The sequence below is a fragment of the Nocardia sp. NPDC024068 genome (assembly GCF_040638875.1).
Lineage (GTDB): Bacteria > Actinomycetota > Actinomycetes > Mycobacteriales > Mycobacteriaceae > Nocardia.
The window spans coordinates 60,864-84,275 of the sequence record NZ_JBEZYU010000016.1; the positions used below are offsets into that span (position 1 = coordinate 60,864).

20 protein-coding genes are annotated in these 23,412 nt (G+C 68.1%); 6 read left to right on the plus strand and 14 right to left on the minus strand.

Features of this window, described 5'->3' with window-relative positions; translation table 11 throughout:
* Positions 1-14: 14 nt before the first annotated feature.
* The 3 genes from mftF to mftA form a co-directional block, all read right to left on the minus strand.
* The gene (mftF, locus tag AB0F41_RS15800) at positions 15-1,415 is read right to left on the minus strand and encodes a mycofactocin biosynthesis glycosyltransferase MftF (protein ID WP_357424263.1); all 1,401 of its coding nucleotides are present in this window, start codon (positions 1,413-1,415) and stop codon (positions 15-17) included.
* 194 nt (positions 1,416-1,609) lie between these two features.
* Complete coding sequence (mftC, locus tag AB0F41_RS15805) at positions 1,610-3,115, minus strand: mycofactocin radical SAM maturase (protein WP_357424265.1); 1,506 nt, start codon at positions 3,113-3,115, stop codon at positions 1,610-1,612.
* Positions 3,116-3,129: 14 nt separating this feature from the next.
* Positions 3,130-3,279: a mycofactocin precursor MftA gene (gene mftA / locus AB0F41_RS15810; RefSeq protein ID WP_357424267.1), complete on the minus strand. Its 150-nt coding sequence runs from the start codon at positions 3,277-3,279 to the stop codon at positions 3,130-3,132.
* A gap of 286 nt (positions 3,280-3,565) precedes the next feature.
* Here mftA and mftR2 point away from each other — a divergent pair, with 286 nt between their 5' ends.
* Complete coding sequence (gene mftR2, locus AB0F41_RS15815) at positions 3,566-4,216, plus strand: mycofactocin system transcriptional regulator MftR2 (protein WP_357424269.1); 651 nt, start codon at positions 3,566-3,568, stop codon at positions 4,214-4,216.
* Between the two features lie 66 nt (positions 4,217-4,282).
* On the plus strand, positions 4,283-5,338 hold the full coding sequence (locus tag AB0F41_RS15820; RefSeq protein WP_357424271.1) for a ferredoxin--NADP reductase: 1,056 nt from the start codon (positions 4,283-4,285) through the stop codon (positions 5,336-5,338).
* Between the two features lie 113 nt (positions 5,339-5,451).
* Here AB0F41_RS15820 and AB0F41_RS15825 read toward each other — a convergent pair whose 3' ends face one another.
* Positions 5,452-6,720 (minus strand): FAD-dependent oxidoreductase, encoded by a 1,269-nt coding sequence (locus AB0F41_RS15825; RefSeq protein ID WP_357424273.1) that lies wholly within the window; start codon positions 6,718-6,720, stop codon positions 5,452-5,454.
* A gap of 7 nt (positions 6,721-6,727) precedes the next feature.
* Positions 6,728-7,999 carry an MFS transporter gene (locus AB0F41_RS15830; RefSeq protein WP_357424275.1) on the minus strand — a complete coding sequence of 424 codons (1,272 nt, stop codon included), beginning with the start codon at positions 7,997-7,999 and terminating at the stop codon, positions 6,728-6,730.
* A 167-nt stretch (positions 8,000-8,166) separates the two neighbouring features.
* On the opposite strand from AB0F41_RS15830, the gene AB0F41_RS15835 reads away from it, so the two are divergent.
* Entirely contained in the window at positions 8,167-9,069 is a 903-nt protein-coding gene (locus AB0F41_RS15835; RefSeq protein ID WP_357424277.1) for a LysR family transcriptional regulator, read from the plus strand.
* A gap of 36 nt (positions 9,070-9,105) precedes the next feature.
* Here AB0F41_RS15835 and AB0F41_RS15840 read toward each other — a convergent pair whose 3' ends face one another.
* On the minus strand, positions 9,106-9,906 hold the full coding sequence (locus AB0F41_RS15840; protein WP_357424279.1) for an aspartate/glutamate racemase family protein: 801 nt from the start codon (positions 9,904-9,906) through the stop codon (positions 9,106-9,108).
* 9 nt (positions 9,907-9,915) lie between these two features.
* On the minus strand, positions 9,916-11,115 hold the full coding sequence (locus AB0F41_RS15845) for an FAD-dependent oxidoreductase (protein WP_357424281.1): 1,200 nt from the start codon (positions 11,113-11,115) through the stop codon (positions 9,916-9,918).
* Between the two features lie 221 nt (positions 11,116-11,336).
* Between AB0F41_RS15845 and AB0F41_RS15850 the strand changes: the two genes are divergently transcribed.
* Entirely contained in the window at positions 11,337-11,693 is a 357-nt protein-coding gene (locus AB0F41_RS15850) for an SPW repeat protein (protein ID WP_357424283.1), read from the plus strand.
* A gap of 315 nt (positions 11,694-12,008) precedes the next feature.
* On the plus strand, positions 12,009-14,207 hold the full coding sequence (locus AB0F41_RS15855) for a hypothetical protein (RefSeq protein WP_357424285.1): 2,199 nt from the start codon (positions 12,009-12,011) through the stop codon (positions 14,205-14,207).
* Here the strand turns inward: AB0F41_RS15855 and AB0F41_RS15860 are convergent.
* Positions 14,184-15,302, minus strand: coding sequence for a WYL domain-containing protein (locus AB0F41_RS15860; protein ID WP_357424287.1), 1,119 nt, complete (start codon positions 15,300-15,302; stop codon positions 14,184-14,186). The two genes, AB0F41_RS15855 and AB0F41_RS15860, sit on opposite strands and share 24 nt — an antisense overlap.
* A gap of 71 nt (positions 15,303-15,373) precedes the next feature.
* Between AB0F41_RS15860 and AB0F41_RS15865 the strand changes: the two genes are divergently transcribed.
* Positions 15,374-16,618, plus strand: a complete 1,245-nt coding sequence (locus tag AB0F41_RS15865; RefSeq protein ID WP_357424289.1) for an FAD-dependent monooxygenase — start codon at positions 15,374-15,376, stop codon at positions 16,616-16,618.
* 26 nt (positions 16,619-16,644) lie between these two features.
* Here the strand turns inward: AB0F41_RS15865 and AB0F41_RS15870 are convergent, their stop codons facing one another.
* The 6 genes from AB0F41_RS15870 to AB0F41_RS15895 all read right to left on the minus strand — a co-directional run bounded on the left by AB0F41_RS15870 (position 16,645) and on the right by AB0F41_RS15895 (position 23,407).
* Complete coding sequence (locus tag AB0F41_RS15870; protein ID WP_357424291.1) at positions 16,645-17,463, minus strand: hypothetical protein; 819 nt, start codon at positions 17,461-17,463, stop codon at positions 16,645-16,647.
* Between the two features lie 580 nt (positions 17,464-18,043).
* Positions 18,044-19,234 (minus strand): elongation factor Tu, encoded by a 1,191-nt coding sequence (tuf, locus tag AB0F41_RS15875; protein WP_357424293.1) that lies wholly within the window; start codon positions 19,232-19,234, stop codon positions 18,044-18,046.
* Between the two features lie 83 nt (positions 19,235-19,317).
* Entirely contained in the window at positions 19,318-21,420 is a 2,103-nt protein-coding gene (gene fusA / locus AB0F41_RS15880) for an elongation factor G (RefSeq protein ID WP_357424295.1), read from the minus strand.
* Positions 21,421-21,548: 128 nt separating this feature from the next.
* The gene (gene rpsG, locus AB0F41_RS15885; protein WP_030525248.1) at positions 21,549-22,019 is read right to left on the minus strand and encodes a 30S ribosomal protein S7; all 471 of its coding nucleotides are present in this window, start codon (positions 22,017-22,019) and stop codon (positions 21,549-21,551) included.
* Between the two features lies 1 nt (position 22,020).
* Entirely contained in the window at positions 22,021-22,395 is a 375-nt protein-coding gene (gene rpsL / locus AB0F41_RS15890) for a 30S ribosomal protein S12 (RefSeq protein ID WP_014353064.1), read from the minus strand.
* A 451-nt stretch (positions 22,396-22,846) separates the two neighbouring features.
* Complete coding sequence (locus AB0F41_RS15895) at positions 22,847-23,407, minus strand: DUF3558 domain-containing protein (protein WP_357424297.1); 561 nt, start codon at positions 23,405-23,407, stop codon at positions 22,847-22,849.
* Between the last annotated feature and the right edge of the window lie 5 nt (positions 23,408-23,412).

The following is a 23,412-nucleotide window of genomic DNA, read 5'->3' on the forward strand; positions in this document are numbered from 1 at the left end:
GGCCGGCCGCCCCCTTACCGCGGGGGGCCGGTAGGTCTCAACGCGGCCGGGCTGCCGGCCCGGAACGCGCCCAGCCACAGGCCGGTGCCGTACCCGATATCGTCGATCCGGCGGAAGGCGATATAGCGCAACGGGTCCAGTCCGCCCGCCTCCCGGTGGGTGTACCAGTCGACCATTCCCTCGGCCACGGCCAGGGACAGCGCGATCCGGCGGATCCGGCGCGAGAACAGCATCGCGGCCAGGGTGATCGGCCAATAGTGGCGGCACATGGCCGAGGCCAGCCGCCACAGCCCCGCGAAGAACCCGCGAGCGACGTATATGGCCGCGATACCGGTCGGGTTGTCCACACCCGCGAAGGCGAGCCGCAGGCGGCGTAGCGGCACGAGCAGGGTCAGCAGCGCGCCCAGCAGACCCCACCGGGTGCGGGTCGCCAGGAAGAGCGCCGATACCGCGGTCCACTTGGGAATCTGCAACGGCGACACCATTCCGGCGTGCCGTTCGCTCAACGGTGCGGCACCGGTGCCGTAGAAGAGTTTCCGGCGGAACCAGTCGCGGAACGAGACCCGATGATCGTGGGCCACATGGGCCGCCGGTTCGTACCGGAGCCGCCAACCCGACCGTTCCAGCCGCCAGCAGAGGTCGACATCCTCGGCGACGTGCATGTTTTCGTCGAAACCGCCTTCGGCTTCGAGGACCGCGCGCCGCACCAGCAGCGCCGCGCTGGGGACATAGGACACCACCCCGCCGGAGTGCACCGCGGATTCACGGCGGCCGAGGTCCAGCGAGGAGCGGGCGTGTTCGTAGCGGGCGAGGGTGTTGGATTCCGGATCCAGTGCCACGATCCGCGGGGCGACCAGCGCCACCTGCGGATCACTGAAATGGCCGAGCATCACTTCGAGCCAGCCGCTGCGTGGGACCACATCCGAATCGAGGAACGCGACGAACTGGGTGGTGGCCTCCCGCAGGCCGGTATTGCGCGCGGCGGCGGGACCGCGGCGCTCCTCGTGCCGCAGCACCTTCACCTCGCAGCGGCGGCCGTGCTCGTCGGCGACGTGGACCGGTTCGTCGGATCCGTCGTCCACCACGATGACCGTATGGCCGCGCAGCACGGCCAGCAGCCGGTCCAGTCCGCCGGGATTGTTGTGCAGCGGGACGATGATCGTGACGTCCTCCGGCGAAGGCAACAGCCGGGGCCGGGGATTGGCGACCCCCGAGTCCAGTAGCCGTCTGGCAACCACCGCCGATTGCGGGCTGTTCACCTCGAGATAGCCGTCACCGATCATCTGGGCGGCCTCGGGCGCAAGGCGCAGCAAACGTGCGGGTGAGCCTCCGATCAGGATGCGTCCCCCCGAGTATGCGCGTACCCGTGGGTCGATCCGCACCCCGAATCCGTCGGGCAGGCGATCATGGCGCATTCCACGGATGGTAACTGCCGTTTCGACGGCTGACATCAGCAGTCCGGGAAAAAGTGGGCCGATCGGGAGAAATTCCCGCGACGACCGTGCGCGTGAACATGAAATAGGTCACCGAACCGATAGCACGGATATGAATAACCGCCCGGAGCAACGATTCGGCAATCGGCGCTCCGGGCGGTCTCGGACAACAATTCTCACACGAGCGGACTCTCGTCACACGCGCGCGCCGGACGTTTCGCCGGCGGCAGCAACGTCAGCGGAACCGGACCACCGGAACGGGACCGGCGCGGGGCACTCGTGCGGGAATGGTCCACCGCCGGGCGCGGAATGATGCGACCGGCGTCGGCCAGCGCCGCTTCCCCGTATCCCTGTACGCATTCCGGGTCCGGCCCGTCGGCCGGCAGTCCGGTGAAGAACTTCGCCGCCATACAGCCACCCCGGCAGGAGTCGTAGTGCGCGCACGACGCACAGGCTCCGCCGCCGCTGGGTTCCCGCAGTTCGGCGAACAGCTCCGATTCCCGCCACACCGTCTCGAAACCGCCGTCGGTGACGATATTTCCGGCCTGGAACCGCTCGTGGATCGCGAACGGGCAGGCATAGACGTCACCGAGCGGATCGACCAGGCAGACCACCCGGCCGGCGCCGCACATGTTCAGCCCCGGCAGGGCCTCACCGTAGGCGGAGAGGTGGAAGAACGAATCGCCGGTGAGCACGCCGTCACCGTTGCGGACCAGCCAGTCGTACAGCGTGCGCTGCTGTTCCGGAAGCGGATGCAGATCATCCCAGACGTCGGCACCGCGCCCAGATGGACGCAGCCGGGTGAGCCGCAGTGTGGCGCCGTAGCGATCGGCGATCTCGCGGAACTGATCGAGCTGGTCGATATTGTGCCGGGTGGCCACCACGGACAGTTTCGCGTCCCGGAAACCGGCCGCGGCCAGATTCTCCAGCGCGCGAATCGCCATATCGTAGGAGCCCGGCCCGCGCACCGCGTCGTTCACCGCGGCATCGGCCCCGTCCAGTGAGATCTGGACGTCAACATAATCGCTGGCGGCCAGCCGCTGCGCGACCTCGGGAGTTATTCGCACGCCGTTCGTGGAGAATTTCACCCCGACCTGATGCGCGGTCGCGTAATCCACGAGTTCCCAGAAGTCCGGACGCACCGTGGGTTCGCCGCCGCCGATGTTCACGTAGAACACCTGCATCTTCTGGAATTCGTCGATCAGCGCCTTGCACTGCTCGGTGCTGAGCTCCCGCGGATCGCGCCGGCCCGAAGAGGACAGGCAGTGCACGCACGAGAGATTGCACGCGTAGGTGAGCTCCCAGGTGAGGCAGATCGGCGCGGCCAGCCCGGATTCGAAACGGTCCACCAGCCGCACCGCCGGGTCGGCCGGGCCCACGCCGGCGAACGGCGCGGGTACGGCGGGCACGGAGGCCTCGGGCGCGGGTTGGATCATGTCCGAATCGGCCAGACCGGCAAGGGCCTTCACGTACGGATCGGACGCCGAGTCCGCGATCCCGGCGGCCCGCAGGGCCGCGCGGGCCGAGGGATGCCCGGGCAGGGATCGCACGATCTCGACGATCCGCGGATTCTTCAGGAACGACAGTTTGCGATTACCGAAGTGGTAGAGCAGCGCACCGAAGGGTTCCGGGCGCAGCGACACCCTGGGATGCAACTGCCAGCGGGTTTCCAGATCTAGCATTGCGGCCCCGCCGATCAGTAGACGCCGCACATACCGTCGATGGAAACCTCTTCGACCAGGCTTTCCTCGATGACGGGCGCGTCGTCGGCCGCGTGGTTGTCGACAGTGCCGATCGGACCGCGCTGTTCGGTTCCGGCCGGTCCGAAGGAACGGTTGTCCGCCATGGCTACCTCCACAGATTGGTGCCTGCGCCGACGGGCTGTCCGGCCGGGGCCGCCGCGATCCCCGTGGAGATCGCCGGTGAGCCACGGCACGAAGCCGGCGCGGTGATCGCCGGATGCGATCACCGTCACACCATAACGTCATCCACTGACAAAATGGAACAGTTTCGGCGTAATGCCCACGGCCCGGTTCCGCTCACAGCACCATCCGGAGTAGTCCTAGACTGCGGGGGCAAAGCAGCTGAACAGAACGTGACGGGCGGATGCCGCCCGACGTATTGAGGTGGCAATGGGAGTCGTGCGGATGCAGGCCAGCGGGGGTGGGGGTGGTAACGGGAGCACCCTGTCGGAGGCCGAGATCGTGGAGGCGGCACTGCGGGTCGTCCGTGCCGACGGGGTGGAGAAACTATCCATGCGGCGGCTCTCACGCGAGCTGGGGGTCTCGCCCATGGCGCCGTACTACTACGTGGCCGACAAACGGGAGCTGTTGGACCTCGTGGCCACGGCCGCACTGGCCGGGGTGCGTAAACCGCCCCCCGAATCGGGCACCTGGCAGGACCGGCTGGTGGATCTGCTGGCCCAGATCGACGAACGGCTGCGCCGCCATCCCGGTCTCGGCGACGTTCTCATCGAGCAGATGCTCGGCAAACAGCTCGATCTGATCGCCGCGATCATGGAGATCCTGTTCGAGGCCGGGTTCGACGATCGCAATGTGCTGGCCGGCTACGCGACCATCCATACCTATCTCTTCGGCCGCCGGCGGGTGAACCCCCGCAACCTCGACACCCCGCCCGATGTGGTCATGCCGGAGCGAGTTGCCCGCGCAATGGAATACCTGCCCGACCTGCGCGGTAAGTACTCCTACGATTTCGGCGTCGGCGTACTGGTCGCCGGGCTGGAAGGTCAGCTCGTCCACCAACGGTCCGCCGGCATAGGCTAAAATTGAAACACGTTCTAGTTTTGCCGTAGGCTGGAGGCCGCCGGCTACCAGTGTCGAGAGGACGAGATGACCACCGTCGAAGTGCCCCATGGCTCGCGATCCGTCGTATTGCGGGTCGCTCAGGTCATCGCGGAAACCACCGACGCGAGCTCGCTGGTCTTCGAGATCCCCGAGCAGGCTCGGGAGAAGTTCGCGTACCGGCCGGGCCAGTTCCTGACCCTGCGTATCCCCAGTGATCGCACGGGTTCGGTGGCGCGGTGCTATTCGCTGGCCAGTTCCCCCTACACCGACGACCTGCCCAAGGTCACGGTGAAGCGCACGCAGGACGGCTACGGCTCCAACTGGCTGTGCGACAACGTCAAACCGGGCGACGAACTCGAGGTGCTACCGCCCTCCGGTGTGTTCACACCCAAGGATCTGGACGACGACCTGCTGCTCTTCGCCGCGGGCAGCGGCATCACCCCGGTGATGTCCATCCTCAAATCCGCCCTGGACCGCGGCAGCGGCAAGATCGTGCTGATCTACGCCAACCGGGACGAAGGATCGGTGATCTTCGCGGCGGAACTGCGTGAACTCGCCGGGAAGCACCCGCAGCGGCTCACCGTGATCCATTGGCTGGAAAGCGTGCAGGGCCTGCCCACCGTCACCGCCCTCGCCGAACTGACCCGGCCCTACACCGGGCACGCCGCGTTCATGTGCGGCCCGAAACCGTTCATGGAAGGCGTCCACGAGGCGCTGGCCCTGGTGGGTGTCCCGCGTAACCGCACCCACGCCGAGGTGTTCAACTCCCTGGCCGGCGACCCCTTCGCCGATACCGCGCCCGCCGAGATCTCCGACGAGGACGCCGCCGACGCGGCGACGGTGGAGGTCGAACTGGACGGCGAAACGCATAACCTGAGCTGGCCGCGGAAGCAGACCCTGGTCGACATCATGCTCGACAAGGGCATCGATGTCCCGTACTCGTGCCAGGAGGGCGAATGCGGGTCCTGCGCCTGCACGGTGCTCGAGGGCAAGGTCGAAATGGACAACGCGGAGATCCTCGATCCCGAGGACATCGAGAACGGCTATATCCTGGGCTGCCAGGCCCGCCCCGTCACCGACCACCTGCGTATCCAGTTCTGACGATCGGGCCGGGGCGGCGCCCAACGGTCCGGTGGAACCCCGCGTCCCCACCGGACCCGTGACACGCCCCGGCCACGGCCGCCGGGTATCGGCCGGATGTGGCCGGGGACCCGTCAGATCGCGGGCACCGACTCGGGTAAACGCGCCCCCTGACGTTGCAGTTCCTCGCGCACGCTCGCGGTGGTCGCGTCGCCGTCGAGCGCCTGCCGGGCCGCCGCGACTCCGGCCGCCTGGCCGGTGGCGAACGCGGTGCCCATCACCCGCAGGGAAGCGCCGGCCTGCCGGTCGCCGTCGAGAGTGCGCCCGGCCGCGTAGAGGTTGCTCGTACTCACGCTACGCAGGCAGTCGAGCGGGATCGGATAGAAACCAGGATCGCCGATGAATTTCCAGGTCGACGGAATACCCGGGCCGGGATGGTATTCCATCGGCCAGGCCCCGATCGCGACCGCACTCTCGGTGGTACCCGGGTGCGCGACATCGGATTCGCGAAGACGATGCCGGGTGATGATGTGCCGTGATTCCCGGGTACCGAGTTCGGGCCCGGTGCTGACGATATAGGCGTCTTCGGCCCCCGGGATCGTACGCATGACCCCGAGATAGGCCTGGGCCTGGCGGCGGGCACCGATCTCGGCGCGGGTCGTGTCGGCCGCGGATCGGGCGTCGTAGCCTTCGTCCACCAGATACGCGATGACATCGCCGGACACCGGCATCCGGGCCACCAGACCGGATTCGGCGAGCAGCCCGCCGGTGCCCGCGGCCTTCGCGGCGCGCACGGCCGCACCCACCGTGCGCATGGTGACCTCGGCATCGGGCTCGATACCGCCGAACCGGACCCCGAGGCTCCCGTTCTGCACCCAGCCGTCGGTGCCGTAGCGGACCTCGGCGTCCGCGTGCTGCGCGAGGTCGGCGTCGCCGGTGGCGTCGACGAACGCGTCGGCGGTGAACCGGTGCACGCCCTCGTGGTCGGCGACTTCGACGGCCGTGACGCGGTCGCCGTCGGTGTGCGCGCCGATGAGCAGGCTGTGCAGCCGGATATCGACGCCCGCGGCCCGGCAGAGGTCGTCGAGGACGACCTTGACGCTCTCCGGGTCGAAGACCACCGTGACGGCGTTGAATTTGCGCGGTTCGCTCACCGCACCGCGCGTCTTCAGCGCGGAGACCACCTCGTCGGCGATACCGAAGACCACCTGCCGCAGATCGTCGCGGGTGTAGAGCCCGCAGTAGGTGACGACATTGCGCAGGGTCGCCGCCCCGCCCAGGCAGGGGCCGCGTTCGATCAGCAGGGTGCGCGCACCGGCCCGGGCGGCACCGGCGGCGGCCGCGATACCGGCCGATCCGCCGCCGGCGACGATGACGTCGTAGTGGGTACTGCTCGATGGCATTCGGGGATCAGGCCTTTCCGGGAGTGGCGAGGATCAGCGGGTTGTCGCCGGGCCGCGCGGTCGCGGTACCGGCGGCCTCGCGGCGGTCGGCGCCGCGGATGAAATACATGGGGACGATCGCCAGCAGCGGGCCCGCGGCGAGGACGAGGAAGACGAGCTGGAACGACCCCGTCGCACCGAAGACCAGCCCGACCACCGCGGGCACGATGGTGCTGCCGAGCTGCCAGAACGCGTTCACCCCGCCGGATGCGGTCCCGGCCAGTTCCGGACCCGACAGCGTGGGGATCATGGCCATCATCACCGGGCTGTAGATATAGGCGGTGATACCGAGGAACGGGGCGATCCAGAGGAATTGGGTCGCGGTGGTGGCGAAACTGAAAGCGATGAGGCAGGCCACGAACGCCGCCAGAATCGCGATGCACTGCCGTCTGCGACTCAGGCCGAGAGTGTCACCCACCAGGCCGACCAGCGGTTTCGAGAACACAGCGACCGCGCCGAAGATCACCACGACGGTGCCGGCCCGCACCGGGTCGATCCCCACCCCCTTGACCATCAGCAGATTCGACCAGGTGATGAAGCCGTAGGTGCCCCACAGCGCGCCGAATCCGGCGAGCGCGAGGAGCAGCAGACCGCGATTGCCCAGTAGCGGCCGCAGGTTCGGCCGGCCGCCGGTTTCCGGGCGGGCCACCGTCAGCGGGCCGGGGCGCAGCAGGGCCAGGCAGCACAGGCCGATCACGATCGAGGTGACCCCGAACAGGTGGTAGGAGGTCCGCCAGCTGTGCGATTCGATCAGCCGGGGCACGACCGCGTTCGCGACGACCAGGCCGAGCGAGGTCGCGGTCATGAAAACACCCATCGCGAACCCGCGCCGGTGCGCCGGGAACCAGCTGGTGATGAGTTTGACCCCGCCGCCGACCTCGGCGCCGGCGCACAATCCGATACACGCCTGGAAGAGCAGCCCCAGGGCATGGCTGTCCACCTCACCGAAGGCCAGCATGAATCCGCCGGAGAGCAGGATGCTCGCGCCGACGGTCAACCGGGCGCCGATCCAATCGGCGACGAAGCCGCCGATCAGGTTCGAGATGACGTATCCGATGTAGTAGGCGGTGGCGAACACCCCGAGTCCGGCGACGGCGACCCCGAGGTCGTCACCGACCGAGCCCGCCGCCGGGCCCCAGGTCGCGCGATCGACCGAGGTCATCGTGAAGGCGGCCCAGCACAGGACGAGAACGACCCAGCGATACCGGGTTGATGGCGGTGCGGTGGATAACGCGGTCACCGTGGATCCTTTCGAGCGAAGCTGCGGCATCGTGGCCCGCTGCGGGCGACTGTGGTGCCGACCACAATGCAACCGCGCGAACAGTCCGTGATCCAATGCCGCTTGAATGGCCCGGGTATGTTCTGAAGTTATGGCATCGGGCTCGGAGTGAAGGATCGGGGGCGGCGATGGAGCTGCAGCAACTGCGATATTTCGTCGAGGTCTTCGATCGCGGATCATTGTCTTCGGCCGCGAAAGCGCTGCTGATCTCCCAGCCCGCCCTGACCCGCCGGCTCCAGCAACTCGAACGCGAATGCGGCGTAACGCTTTTCGAGCGGGTTCCGGCCGGAGTGGTGCCCACTCCCGCCGGAACTGCCCTCTACCAGCATGTACTGACCCTGCTCCGATATGCCGACACCGCGAAGGACGCGGCCCGGGACGCGGGCCCGGTACGGGAGATCGTCCAGGTCGGCCTGGCGCCCGGGCTACCGCCCGACTGGCTCGACCACCTGATCGACACCGTGCGCGACGCCGTCCCGCAGGCCTATCTGGCGCTGACCGACGCGATCAGCACGGTACAACTCCAGCAACTACGCGCCGGTCGGCTGGATATCGCATTCGTGCATGAGCCGCCCACAGCGGATCTGGTCCGCCATCGGGTGCTGGAGGAGCCGTTCGGGCTCGTCGTCGACCCCCGGGCCGACGACCGCTTCACCGGAGACAGCTGCCCACTACGTGCCCTCGACGGGATGGACGTCCTCGCGCACGCGCGCGATCAGGTGCCGATCGGCCACGACCGGCTCGTCTCGGCCGCACACGAGGCCGGAATAACACCGCGCTGGCATTTCGCCAACTACACCGAGAACGCCCGCGCCTGCCTGCGCGCCACCGGCGCGCACGGGGCCATCCTGAGCCGGACCACCGCCGGGCGGTTGCTACCGGGCTGGCGGTGGCGACGGCTGACCGATCCGCCGATCACCATGCAGACCTGGATCGTGCGGCAACCCGTCGCCCGCAGCATCGTCGCCGTCGTCACCGAGGTCATCGCCGCGGAATTCGGTATCGACGGAACGGAGTCGGGCCGTCCGTGATCATCGGGTGCGTATCGCGGCGCCGGCAGATCGCCCTCATCTGCCGGGCAGATCGGCATCGCCGCGACGCGCGGCGCCGCCGGCCGCGCCGAGAATTCGCCCCGGCTCATAGGCGGACGCACCGGGCGGCAGTTCACCGGGACGGCCGCTGAGATAGACCCGCACGGTCCCATCGCCCGTGGCCGGACCGCCCAGCGCTTCCATCCGCCGGACCGTCTGGGCCGCGACAGCCTGGGCACTGTCGAACAACCGGACCCCGTCGGGCAGCGCGGCGACGATGGTGTCCACGATCAGCGGATAGTGGGTGCACCCCAGCACCACTCCCTCGACGTCGGCGGGTGTCCGGGCCGCGGCGTCCGCCACCGACGCCCGCACCGCGGCCATATCGCCGAGATCGACCGCCTCGGCCAGCCCGTGGCAGGCCACTCCGGTCACCTTCGCGTCACCGCCGAAACGTGCGATCAGATCCGCTTGATAGGAACTGGCCGTGGTCGCCGCGGTCGCCCAGACCGCGACCGACCGGCACACCGCCGCGGCCGGTTTGATCGCCGGAACCGTGCCCACCACCGGCACCTCGGCGCCGAGCTCGGCCCGGACGTGTTCGAGCGCGGTCACACTGGCGGTGTTGCAGGGCAACACCACCACCTCGGCGCCCAGGTCACGGGCGGTCCGGCCGGCCGACACCACCCGCTCGACCACCCAGTCCTGAGGTTTGGGCCCCCACGGCGCGCCCTCGGGGTCCAATTGCAGCAGCAGATCCACGTCGGGACGCAGCTTGCGCAGCCACGCCGCGGTGGGCAGCAGCCCGAAACCGGAGTCGATGAGCGCGACGATCACCCCAACAGGTTATTGAGTCGCGCCGAGCAACTCCTCCACCGGGGCGGCCGCGGCGATCTTGGCACGCATCTTCATCACCTGACCGGTCATCCCGGCACCGACCACACCGGCCAGACGGCCCTCGCGGAAGTAGTACGCGAGGAACTTCCGCCCGTCGTCGGCGAGGACGCGGATATCGTCGGTGGCGCGCGGGGTGCCCAGCGCCTGCAGTTTCAGCTCGTACTGATCGCTCCAGAAATACGGCACCTGCACGATGCCCGGAGCCTCCACGCCCAGCAGCGCGCAGGTCAGCGCTTTGGCCTGTTCCCCGGCGTTGGTCCAGTGTTCGATCCGGCGATGTTCGCCCGTCGGAGTCCGCCAGGCAGCCACATCACCGACCGCCCAGACTCCCGGCGCGCTGGTCCGCCCGGTTTCGTCGGCGAAGACGCCGCCTCCGGCCGACGGCTCGGCCAGCTCGATTCCGGAACCGGCCAGCCAATCGGTCACCGGACGGGAGCCGATTCCGGAGACCACCAGATCCGCCGCGACCTCCGATCCGTCGGCCAGCGTCGCACCGCGCACCCGGCCCTCGGGATCGGCGAGCAGCGCGTCCACGCCGACCCCGCAGCGCAGGTCCACGCCCTCGGCCCGGTGCAGGCGAGCCACCAGTTCGCCGAGTTCCACGCCCAGCACCCCGGCGAGCGGGGTCTGCTGCGGTTCCACCAGGGTCACCGCCAGGTTCTCCGCGCGCAGGCTCGCGGCCAGTTCGCAGCCGATGAACCCGGCGCCGATGATGAGGGCGCGCTCGGCCGAGCGCATCCCCTCCCGGATCGCGACGGCGTCGTCGTGGCTGCGCAGGACATGCACGCCGGTGACGTCCTCCGCACCGGGCAGCAGCCGCGGCCGCAGGCCGGTGGCGATGACCAGCTGGTCGTAGTCCAGGGTGCGGCCGTCGGCCAGCCGGACCTGCTTGGCGGCGGTATCCACACCGGCCGCCGCGGTGCCCAGCCGGAGGTCGATCTTCTTCTCGTCGTAGAAGTCGCCGGGGCGCAGCGGGGTGGACGCGGTGGTGCCGCGGACGAAGTCCTTGGACAACGGGGGCCGGTCGTAGGGCGCGTGCGCCTCGTCCCCGAGCAACACCAGCTCGCCCTCGTACCCGGCCCGGCGCAACTCCTCGGCGGTGCGCAGCCCGGCCAGGCCGGCACCGGCGATAACGATCGGCGCGGACATACCGAACTCCCTCCCGCGGCCCCCGCGTGCCGCGCCTGAAACAGGTTATAGAAATTTGTGTAGCCCACCCTAACTTGCGGATCCCGGCGGGGGAAGCGCCCCGGCTGGGCACCGATTCGCCGCGCAATCGTGTCCGTCGCGGTATCGACCCACCGCCCGCGCAGCGATATACCGAGGTCAGGCCCTACCTACGGACCTGTTTCGGAGATCAGGAGGCCACTATGTTCACCGAAAGCCGGACCCAGGACTTCCTGGCCGTGGTGCTCGGCGTCTTCACCGCCCTCTCACCGATCTGGGTGGCGACCAACGAGCGCGCGGCCTGGACGATGATCGTGCTCGGTGTGCTCATCGCACTCACCGGGCTCGCTCAGATGTACCGGCCCGCTATGGCGGCCACCGACTACGCCATGGCCCTCTTCGGCGCATTGCTGTTCCTCGCGCCGTGGGTTATGGACTACACCGCCTACAACGGCGCGTCGTGGACCTCATGGGTGGTCGGGATCGTCACCGTCGTCATCGCGGTGGCGGCATTGCCTGCCGTGGCCGGACGGATGCACGGGGCGGCCCCGCACCACTGACGCCGGGCCGTATCGAACCACCGCCGGTGACACCGGCGGAAGGCACATATGTGCCATCGACACCACCGGGAAATAAGTAAGGGGCACGGATTCCGGCCGCGCGCTGCCCTCCGGCAGGCCGACGATCGGGGCCCGCGTTCCGGTGGCCCGTCGACCGCGCACGTCAGCGCCGCATGACCGGGTATCACGGAGATCTCGGCGCCCGAACGAGGACTCGGGCGCCGATGTAATCCTGATCACCCTCGGCCTCCGCAGCAGTGGCGGCAAGCTTCGCACACTGGAACGAAATCCGCCCCGGGAGGTAAGAATGGGCACATGGATGCCGAAAATGCCAGCCTCGGAGACGAACGCCGCGCCCCTCAGGAGGAGTACGGGCGCGGGCAGTGGGACTCCGAGTCGAGGGGCTTCGCCGGCTTCGGATCTCATGGATTCGATTCGGCGAATGGTTCGAACGGCGCCACGAACCGATCCGATTCCATCCCGGATCACGGTTACACGTGGACCCCTGCACCCCTGTCCACTCCGACCCAGACCACCGGCGGCTCGGCGGCAATGGATCCGTTCGCCGCCTGGAACACCGGTGACGCACCCGGACAGGTGATGACTTCTGTCGGCCAGGACACGGATACCCGATACCCCGTCCCGCCACCCGACAATCCACCGTTCTCGACCCCACCGGAGGACGACCCTTCCGGTGCCGAGACCACCGCGCTGCCCACCCGGGGTGCCGGCAGGCCGAGCCGTTCCGCCGCACCCGCCGATTCCGCGCCCATGCCGCAGATCTCGCAGCCGGGCGGGTCCGCCCCCGCGCTCTCGTCCTCGTCCCGGATCCCCGCGCCCGGGACGCCGTATCCCGCGCACTCCACCGATCCGACCATCCCCACCGCGGGTAGTCCCGCGCCCCCGACCACCCATCTGCCGGCCTCCGGATCCGAATCGGACTACGCGGGCCCCGGCTCCCAACCGGCCGCGCCGGGCAACCCCGAGGACCGCTACCCCGAACCGGTCGACACGGATTCGTTCACCGGCTCGTCCGCGGACACCGGTTCGCTGCCCAGCTGGCTCAGCTCCATCGGTGAGGAAGCGGTACCCCATTCGCTGGAGACCGGTGGCCGCCGCCGCAAACTCGACCCCGCCGACACCGGCGAGTCCCCCGAGAACTTCAACCCTTTCGAAGATCAGCACGCCCTCGGACTCTCCGAAGACCATGCCCCCGGCCTTTCCGGGTCACAGCCCTCCGGACTTTCCGAGTCGCAGTCCACCGGCCTCTCCGGGGCGCTGCCCGCCGATATCGCCGAGCAGTATCCGCTGCCCGGCGATCCCGGCCCGGAACAGGCCACGCAGGGGCTCCCCACCCGCACACCGCGGTCCCCCGAAGCCGCCGCACCGGGCACCGGAGAGCAATCGGCCGCCCCGGCCCGGCGGCTGCCCCGTTCCGCGGCCCGGCACGCTCCCGACACCGACGAGAGTGCCCCCGTCACCAGCCCTCGCGACACGCTCACCCGCGGCGTCTCCGGCGAATCCGATATCGGACTCCCCACCCGGACCACCGATATCGCGGAGTCCGACAGCACCCCGGGCCAACTGCCCGCGCGCCGGTTGCCGCGCTCCGCGGGACGCTACAAACCCGGCGATTCCTCCGATGCCCCGGCCCGGGACCCGGAATCCGGCGGCCTGCGGCCGATCGGCACGGCCGCGGACTCCGGCGATCCCGAACCGGCCGGCAATCCCGCGGAGGCGGCTGCCCCGCCGCGTCTGGCGCCGCCGGACGGCACCCCGATCCTCGACCGCCTGCTCGACCCGGAACCGGCCCACGGCACCGACGACGACGAGTCCGGATCGCCTGTCTCCGAGATCCTCACCCGGATCCTGGAATCCGGCCACGAGGCACCCGAGTCCCGGCATGCCGGAACCGACGACACCGGCACGGAGCCCGATTCGCCCGAACTCCCGACCGCCCGCCGCAGTACGGCGTCGGCGCTGACGCTGGTACCGGATGCCGCTGATACCGCCCCGGAAACAACCGAATCCGACAGTGATTCGCGTCCGCCCCTGGAAACCCGCCGCTCCCGGCGGGCCCGCGAGGCCGCCGAGGCGTCGGCCGCCGCATCGGTATCGTCCGCACCGGCACCGGCCGCACCGGAGCCGGCCGAACAGCCGCAACCGGCGCTGCCGTCGCTCCCTGAGCTGTCCGTGCCTTCAGTGCCTTCCGGGTCGGAACAGCCCGAAACCGGGCGCCCGGCCGCACCCGCCGACAGCACATCGCGGCACGGCCGCCCCGAGGAAGGCGCCGATATCGATATCCACGTCATCATGCGCTTGCTCACCGCAAGCGATGATCTCGAGATCCTGGCCGGTAAGGCCGAGAAAGGTGACGTGTCGGCGGACGAGGTCGCCCGCACCGCACGCGAGGCCCGCACCGCCCTCCTCTCCGCGATCTCCGCGTGGTACGGCGGCCCGGCCCAGATGGTGAAGTTCGCCAACGCCCTCCTACAGGCCGCCCGCGAATCCTGATCCGGCGCCGCCGCGTCCGGCTCGAGGCCGCGGCGGCGTACCCGGGTCCCCGGCCCGATCGCTGTCACCGGCCTGATCGCGGTCGAGGGTCACGGCCTGCCATCGCCCCACGAGCCGGCGGCAGGCTCGCACGAGTTCCGGCGGTTCCACAGCGCTGAGATCGGCATCGAAAGTCGCCATGAGTCCCGCGACACCTGCCCAGGACCACGCACCGACGGTGAGCCTGCAGTGACCGGGATCGAGAGGCTCGACAACCGAACCGCCGGGCGCCCAGCGCGCTACGGTCTCCGCCGGCAGGTTCAGCCGCGCGCTCCCGGTGCACTCCCAGGTGGCGGGAGTGTCCCCGCGGTCGTGGTTGGTCATGACGAAGCGGGCGATATCGCCGCCGGGTAGCTCCCTCGGTGTGAACGGGATACCCGTGGGTGGATGGAGATAGAGGCGGTCGAGGCGGTGCACGCGCCAGGCGCTGTCGGCGTGGTCGTAACCCACGAGGTACCACCGGCCCGCCCAGACCGCCAGGTGGTGCGGTTCGAGGCGACGGGCCGGGTCGAACCCGGGCGCGCCGGGGGCCGCGCGGGTGCCGTCGGCGCCGAGCATTTCGACGATGAGTACCTGGCGGCGGCTCACCGCGCTGCCCGCGGCCTTCAGCGCCGCCGCGTCGATGGGTGGCGCCGGAAACTCCCAATAGTTCTGCAACGTGGTGAGCCGCAGCGCTTCCACGGCCGCCCGCAACCTGGCCGGCATGACCTGTTCGAGGGTGTCCAGGGCCCGCGCGGTGTCCTCGCCGAGCCCGAACACCGAGTTCGGGGCGGTCTGCAGGGCCACCGCGACCGCCAGCGCCTGATCATCGTCGAACAGCAGGGGTGGCAGCGCACGGCCCGCACCCAATCGATAACCGCCGGCCGGGCCGTGCAGCGTCTCTACCGGATAGTCGAGCAGGCGCAGGGTTTCGATATCCCGCCTGACAGTTCGCTCACCGACCTCCAGCCGAGCGGCGAGTTCACGGAGCGACCAGCGTCGTCCGGTGGCGAGCAAGGACAGCAGGCGTAACGCGCGCCGGGAGGTATCGGCCACCGGCCCCACCATAGTGGACATTCGATGTCCACCACCGGTGGCACTGTCGCATCCGACACCATGTTCGATCACGTGCGAGGAGCCGGAACACAATGCGCATCATCATCGTCGGAGGCGGGATCGGTGGCCTGGCGCTGGCCACCGGTCTCCGTCGGCAGGAGTTCGACGTTCAGGTCTTCGATCGCGATCTCGACGTCGCGAATACCGGGGGCTACCACATCACGCTCGACGGCCGGGCGCAGGCCGCATTGCGGGAACTCGTCGCACCGGAGATCTTCGAACGGCTGCTGGCGTCGGCATCGGCACTACGGCTGCGGCCCCCCGACGCACTCTGGGACCGGCACGGGCGCCTGCTGGGTTACGGGCCGCATCTCGGCGACAGCCCGAGCGTGGACATCGACCGCATAACCCTGCGGACCGTACTCGCCGATGCCGTCGGCGCGGATCTGCACCTGGGCCGGACCGTTACCGAAATCGGCCGTGCGACCGACAGCGCACCGATGGCCGTATTCGCCGACGGGCCTCCGGTCCGCTGCGATCTGCTGGTGGGCGCGGACGGCACCCACTCGGTGGTGGCCCGGCAGCTGGCCGGCGGCCCCACCAGCGAACCCACCGGCATCATCGGTTTCTCCGGCCGCACCGCCGCCGACAGTATCGGCGCACCCGAACGGCAACGGCTCGGAGCACGCTCGGGGATGGCCGTGGGCCCCAGGGCCACCGCGCTCTACGTCGGTTTCCTCGACCCGGTGGGCAATGCCGTCCTCGACGTGCCCGGTCGCCGAGAGGCGATAACGACCGGTCCCACCTATATCTGGGGCGCCATGTTCCCCGAATCCGCGGTGTCCGACTCGATGCGCGGACTCCACGGCGACGCACTGCGGACCGCGCTGCTCGCCGCGTTCCGCCGGCGAGGGTGGGGCGAACGCTCACTGGAGGTCATCGCCCGAGCCGACCCCGACAGCATCGCCGCCTTCCGTTTCAACGCCGCTTCGACCCGGTCACACGATCTCGCCCCCTGGCCCGCCGGACCCGTCACCGCTCTCGGCGACGCCGTCCACGCGACCCCACCCACCGCGGGTATGGGAGCCGGCGCCGCCATCCGTGACGCCGCGGGTCTCGTCACGCAATTGCGTACGGTCGCCGACGGCACGACCACCCTCGCCGTGGCTGTCAGCCGTTTCGAAGCGGATATGCGGCTGCGCGGCAGTGAGGTACTACACCAGGCGATGAAAACCGTCCGCTGGATACAGCTCACCGACACCGGGCTCGGAGCGGCCGCGACCGGCGCGGTGATCCCGGTGCTCGCCGCCGCAAACCGGCTCGGCCGCAGACGCTGACGTGATCGGCCACCTCGGTTTCCGGGTCAATTGAGCCACGCCTGCAGGACGCCGCACACTTTCCAGGCGCCGCTTTCCTGGACAAGGTCGTAGTCGAGGGATTTGATGGGTGCCGAACTGCCCCCCTTCACGCTCAGTTCGAGGGTGAACGTCCCCTCATCGCTGCCTTCGGGCACCTCGAAGTTCGTGATCTTCCTTGTCGAATACTCGGAATCCGGCAGCTGGACCTGCCCGGACCCCGACTTTTCGGCCAGTTCGATTGTCGCGACATCCGCTGTGCAGATCACACCTTTGTCGATGCCGTCGCCGTCCACGAACTGCTGGGCCACAGCACGTGCGGCGTCGGAGTCGCTGCCGCCGGGACTGTTGCCGCCGGGACTGTTGCCGTCGGGACTGTTGCTGTCGGGGTCGCTGGTCCCAGGTTCCTCGGAGTCGCTGCTCCCGGGCTCCGAGGCCTCCAGAATGCCGCAGACCTTCCACTCGCCGTCTTCTTCGACCAGGTCGTACTCCACGGTCTGGCTGTGGCTCTGCGTACCGACTGTCACGTCCGTCTTGACCGTAAAAGTCCCCCGGTCGCTGCCCTCCGGCACATCGACACCGACCAGCTCGCTCTTCGCGGCGGCATCATCGGGCATCGTTACGGGCTCGGTGGGCACTGGCGCCGCTGTTCCGGCCTCCTCGATCTTCGCGAGGTCCGATGCGCAGATCAGCTCCTTGTCATCGCCGTCGCCGTCCACGAATTGCTGGGCGACAGCACGCGGATCCCCACCCCCGCCGCCACCGGAGACCAGGAAATACCCGCCGACACCGAGGCCGATGACCAGCATGACCGCGACCAGCGTCACCAGCACCACGGTCCCGCGCTTCTTGCCCGGCTGCGGTGGGTACGGCCCACCGGCCCCTTGTGGATAGGGCCCGCCCGGCTGCGGTGGGTACGGCCCACCGGGTGGCGGTTGGTACGGTCCCCCGGATGGCGGTTGGTACGGCACCTGCCCGTACATCGGCGGCATCCCCTGCGGAGGAAACTGCTGTGCGCCCGGGGCATACGGCTGCTGTCCCGGACCGTACGGCCCGGGCTGCTGTTGCCCACTGGGCGGCTGCGGCGGAAATCCGCCGGGCCGATCGCCGGCACCGGGATATTGCGGGTTCGTCATCTACCTCGTCCTGCCTTCTCCGGACCCAGGCTGCCGACGCCGGACCCGCTCCGAGCCCGGTCCGACTACGAGGACCGCCGCGAAAACGCGTATCCGATTGTCCGGCAAACCATCCCCCCGGATCCCCGCGGCGGTGATCGTTCACGAAGTGAACGAATACCAGGCCGAATCGGACATTAGCCGCCCTCAACGCTTTCTGTCGACTCGGCCGGCGAAATGAAAAACGGCGCCGCCCCTTTCGGAGCGACGCCGTTCTCAGCGATTCAGTGAATCACTTGACGATCTTCGTGACGCGACCGGCGCCGACAGTGCGGCCACCCTCGCGGATCGCGAAGCGCAGACCCTCGTCCATGGCGACCGGCTGGATCAGCTTCACCGACATCTCGGTGTTGTCGCCGGGCATAACCATTTCGGTGCCCTCGGGCAGGGTCACAACGCCCGTCACGTCAGTCGTACGGAAGTAGAACTGCGGACGGTAGTTGTTGAAGAACGGGGTGTGGCGGCCACCCTCGTCCTTCGACAGGATGTAGGCCTGTCCCTCGAACTCGGTGTGCGGGGTGGTGGTGCCCGGCTTGACCACGACCTGGCCGCGCTCCACATCCTCGCGCTTGATGCCACGGATCAGCAGACCCGCGTTGTCACCGGCCTGCGCCGAGTCCAGCATCTTCCGGAACATCTCGATACCGGTGATGGTGGTCTTGGTCTTCTCCGGACGGATACCGACGATCTCGACCTCGGCGTTGAGGTTGATCACGCCACGCTCCACACGGCCGGTGACGACGGTGCCACGACCGGTGATCGTGAAGACGTCCTCGATCGGCATCAGGAACGGGAGCTCGGTCTCGCGGACCGGGTCCGGGATCGACTCGTCGACCGCGTTCATCAGCTCGACGATGGATTCGCTCCACTTGGCGTCACCCTCGAGCGCCTTCAGGCCGGAGACGCGCACGACGGGGGCATCCTCGTCGAACTCCTGCGAAGCCAGCAGCTCGCGGACCTCCATCTCGACGAGCTCGAGGATTTCCTCGTCGTCGACCATGTCCGACTTGTTCAGCGCGACCAGGATGTAGGGCACACCGACCTGACGGGCGAGCAGCACGTGCTCACGGGTCTGCGGCATCGGGCCGTCGGTCGCCGCGACCACCAGGATGGCGCCGTCCATCTGCGCCGCACCGGTGATCATGTTCTTGATGTAGTCGGCGTGACCGGGGGCGTCTACGTGGGCGTAGTGACGCTTCTCGGTCTGGTACTCGACGTGGGAGATGTTGATCGTGATACCACGAGCCTTCTCCTCCGGCGCCTTGTCGATCTGATCGAAGGCAAAGCTCTCGTTCAGATCCGGGTACTTCTCCGCCAGCACCTTGGTGATCGCCGCGGTCAGCGTGGTCTTGCCGTGGTCGACGTGACCGATGGTGCCGATGTTGACGTGCGGCTTCGTCCGCTCGAACTTCGCCTTCGCCACTGTGGTGTCCTCCTGGACTTGTTGTTGCTTGCAGTTGCAGCAGTGCGGATTTATTTACAGGGTCGTGCTGACGCCCGGTCGAATTACTCGCCGGTCGCCTTGGCGATGATCTCCTTCGACACGTTGGCCGGAACCTCCGCGTACGAATCGAACACCATGGAGTAGTTCGCCCGGCCCTGGGTCTTCGACCGCAGATCACCGATATAACCGAACATCTCCGAGAGCGGAACCAGCGCCTTGACGACACGGGCACCACTGCGTTCCTCCATGGCCTGGATCTGGCCACGGCGGGAGTTCAGGTCGCCGATCACATCGCCCATGTACTCCTCGGGCGTGGTGACCTCGACCGCCATCAGCGGTTCGAGGATCACCGGACCGGCCTTACGGGCCGCTTCCTTGAGGGCCTGCGAGCCGGCGATCTTGAACGCCATCTCCGAGGAGTCGACGTCGTGGTACGCACCGTCGAGCAGGGTTACCTTCAGGTTGACCAGCGGGTAACCGGCGAGCACACCGTACTGCATGGCGTCCTGTGCGCCCGCGTCGACCGAAGGGATGTATTCCCTCGGCACCCGGCCACCGGAGACCTTGTTCTCGAACTCGTAGGTGGCACCGTCCTCGCCGATGAACGGCTCCAGCGCGATGATGACCTTCGCGAACTGACCCGAACCACCCGTCTGCTTCTTATGGGTGAATTCGAGCTTCTCGACCTTCTTGGTGATGGTCTCGCGGTAGGCCACCTGCGGCTTGCCGACGTTCGCCTCGACCTTGAATTCGCGCTTCATCCGGTCGACCAGGATGTCCAGGTGCAGCTCGCCCATACCGCCGATGACGGTCTGGCCGGTCTCCTGATCCAGCTTCACCGTGAAGGTCGGATCCTCCTCGGCGAGCTTCTGGATCGCGGTGCCCAGCTTCTCCTGGTCGGACTTGGTCTTCGGCTCGATGGAGACCTCGATGACCGGGTCCGGGAAGGTCATGGACTCCAGCACGATCTGGTTGTTCGGATCGCACAGGGTGTCACCGGTGGTGGTGTCCTTCAGGCCGATGACCGCGTAGATATGGCCGGCGCTGACCTGGGGTACCGGGTTCTCCTTGTTGGAGTGCATCTGGAACAGCTTGCCCAGACGCTCCTTCTTGCCCTTGGTCGCGTTGATGACCTGGGCACCGGAGTCGACCTTGCCCGAGTAGACGCGGACGTAGGTCAGCTTGCCGAAGAACGGGTGCACCGCGATCTTGAACGCCAGGGCCGCGAACGGCTCCTCGGCGCTCGGCTTACGGGTGAGAACCTCTTCCTCGTTGCTCGGCGCGTGACCCTGCACCGACTCGACGTCCAGCGGCGAGGGCAGGTAGTCCACAACGGCGTCGAGCATGGGCTGCACGCCCTTGTTCTTGAACGCGGAACCGCACAGCACCGGGTAGAGCTCCGAGTTGACCGTCATCTTGCGGATGGCGCCCTTGACCTCGTCGATCGAGAGCTCCTCGCCGCCGAAGAACTTGTCCAGCAGCGCTTCGTCGGACTCGGCGACGGTCTCGAGCAGTTCCTGGCGGTACTGCTCGGCCTTCTCGACCAGATCGGCCGGGATGTCCTGGACTTCGTACTTCTCGCCCAGCTTGGTCTCGCCGGTCCAGACCTTGGCCTTCATCTCGACCAGGTCGACGATGCCCTCGAAGGTGTCCTCGGCGCCGATGGGCAGCTGGATGACCAGCGGCTTGGCACCCAGACGGTCCTTGATGGTCTGCACGGTGAAGTAGAAGTCCGCACCGAGCTTGTCCATCTTGTTGACGAAGCAGATCCGGGGCACGTCGTACTTGTCCGCCTGCCGCCACACCTGCTCGGACTGCGGCTCCACGCCCTCTTTGCCGTCGAAGACGGCGACGGCGCCATCGAGCACACGCAGGCTGCGCTCCACCTCGACGGTGAAGTCGACATGGCCCGGGGTGTCGATGATGTTGATCTGATTCTGGTTCCAGAAGCAGGTCACCGCCGCGGAGGTGATGGTGATGCCACGCTCCTGCTCCTGCTCCATCCAGTCGGTGGTCGACGCCCCGTCATGGGTTTCGCCGATCTTGTAGTTCACACCGGTGTAGAAGAGGATGCGTTCGGTCGTAGTGGTCTTGCCCGCATCGATGTGGGCCATGATGCCGATGTTGCGGACCTTGTTCAGGTCGGTGAGCACGTCCTGTGCCACGGAAATCTTCCCCGCTCGTAGCTAGTTGGGATTTTCGCCGACGACCGAAACGGTCGCCTTCTCTTGTCAACGCCGGAAGCGGTGCTTCCGTAAGCCTCCCGACCCAGGAGCGATGGGCCGGACAGACATCACCAGCGGTAGTGCGCGAAGGCCCGGTTGGACTCGGCCATCTTGTGGGTGTCCTCGCGACGCTTGACCGAAGCACCCAGGCCGTTGCTGGCGTCGAGCAGTTCGTTGGCCAGGCGCTCGATCATGGTCTTCTCACGGCGCGCCCGCGAGTAGTTGACCAGCCAGCGCAGCGCGAGGGTGTTGGAGCGACCCGGACGAACCTCGACCGGCACCTGGTAGGTGGCGCCACCGACACGACGCGGCTTCACCTCGAGCGCCGGCTTGACGTTGTCCAGCGCGCGCTTGAGCGTGACCACCGGATCGGTGCCCGTCTTCTCACGCGCCTGCTCGAGCGCACCGTAGACGATGCGCTCGGCGGTGGACTTCTTGCCGTCGAGCAGGATCTTGTTGACCAGCTGCGTCACCAGCGGCGACCCGTAGACCGGGTCGTTGATCAGCGGACGCTTGGGTGCGGGGCCCTTGCGCGGCATATCAGCTCTTCTCCTTCTTGGCGCCGTAACGGCTGCGGGCCTGCTTGCGGTTCTTCACGCCCTGCGTGTCGAGAGAGCCGCGAATGATCTTGTAACGCACACCGGGGAGGTCCTTCACACGACCGCCACGGACGAGCACCATCGAGTGCTCCTGCAGGTTGTGACCTTCACCGGGGATATAGGCCGTGACCTCGACCGCGCTGGTCAGGCGAACACGCGCGACCTTCCGCAGTGCGGAGTTCGGCTTCTTCGGGGTGGTGGTGTACACGCGGGTGCACACGCCACGCCGCTGCGGGCTCCCCTTGAGGGCCGCGGTCTTGGTCTTGGCGACCTTGTCTCGGCGACCCTTACGGACCAGCTGGTTGATGGTTGGCATAGACCGGCTTTCCTTTAATCGGTTCTGGCGGTGTCAGGGCTGTTCATCGAGCTTTCACCCGCACGTCCAACCACGTTTCTCGCGTCCCGAGGTCGGGCGTGTCGCACGCAGTTCAGGGCCCGATTTACAGGCACGCTGGAACCGTCAGCCGCTTTCGCTGGCCTACGTCTGCGCTCGAACTTGCCCGTATCCTTCCGGGCACAGCGGTCCACTGTACTCGGGGGTCGCAAACGGAGCAAAAGAGGGGCGTCATGTGGTAACGGCAGTAATGCTGGCGCGGCTTCGCCGCGCGGGGGTTCGGCCCTCTTGGCGACGCGGGCCGAACCCTTTCAGGGTCTCGCTGACTCGGCGCCGATCGGTGGGCTATTCGGCGCAGCGAACCTTTCGAATCAGGGCGGGTCCAGCGGTCTCGGAGTGTTCAACGGATAGGCGTGGGTTCGTGTTCCCACCCCTACCTGGCGATGTTGAGCGTCAACTCCAGCAGTTTCTTCGCCGCCGCACACGGATCGCCCGTCCCCCCTGCCGAGTTGACCCACCACCCGATAACCCCGGAATCCGCGGCGCTGGCCGTCATACCGCAGGCGTTGGGATCGTTGGGCCGGCGGACCTCCAGGGCAATGGTTCCCTGAACCGTGGTCTTGGTACTGGTGTAACCGAGTTTGTCGTTGGTCGCCTGCTCATTGCGCAGCGATCCGTTCTCGTACCAGTTGAGAGTGAGCATCCCCGACCCGCCGCCGATATCCCACATGCACACCGCGCCGAAGAACGAATCGCTGATGTAGGTGTTGCCGCCGAGCGCGTCGATGATCTGCTGATCGGTTACCACATCGCATTCACGCAGCAGTTTGTCGATCTGCGCCGTATCGACCGTCTCGCCGCCGCCCACCGGTATCGCGGTCCCCTGGACCGTGCTGCCGCAACCGGCTCCCAGCACCGCGGTGACCAGTAACGTCACGACCGCGGCGGCCGTGCGGATTCCCCGCCCGCGGACGGTCGCCTCACCCCTGGACATCGCGT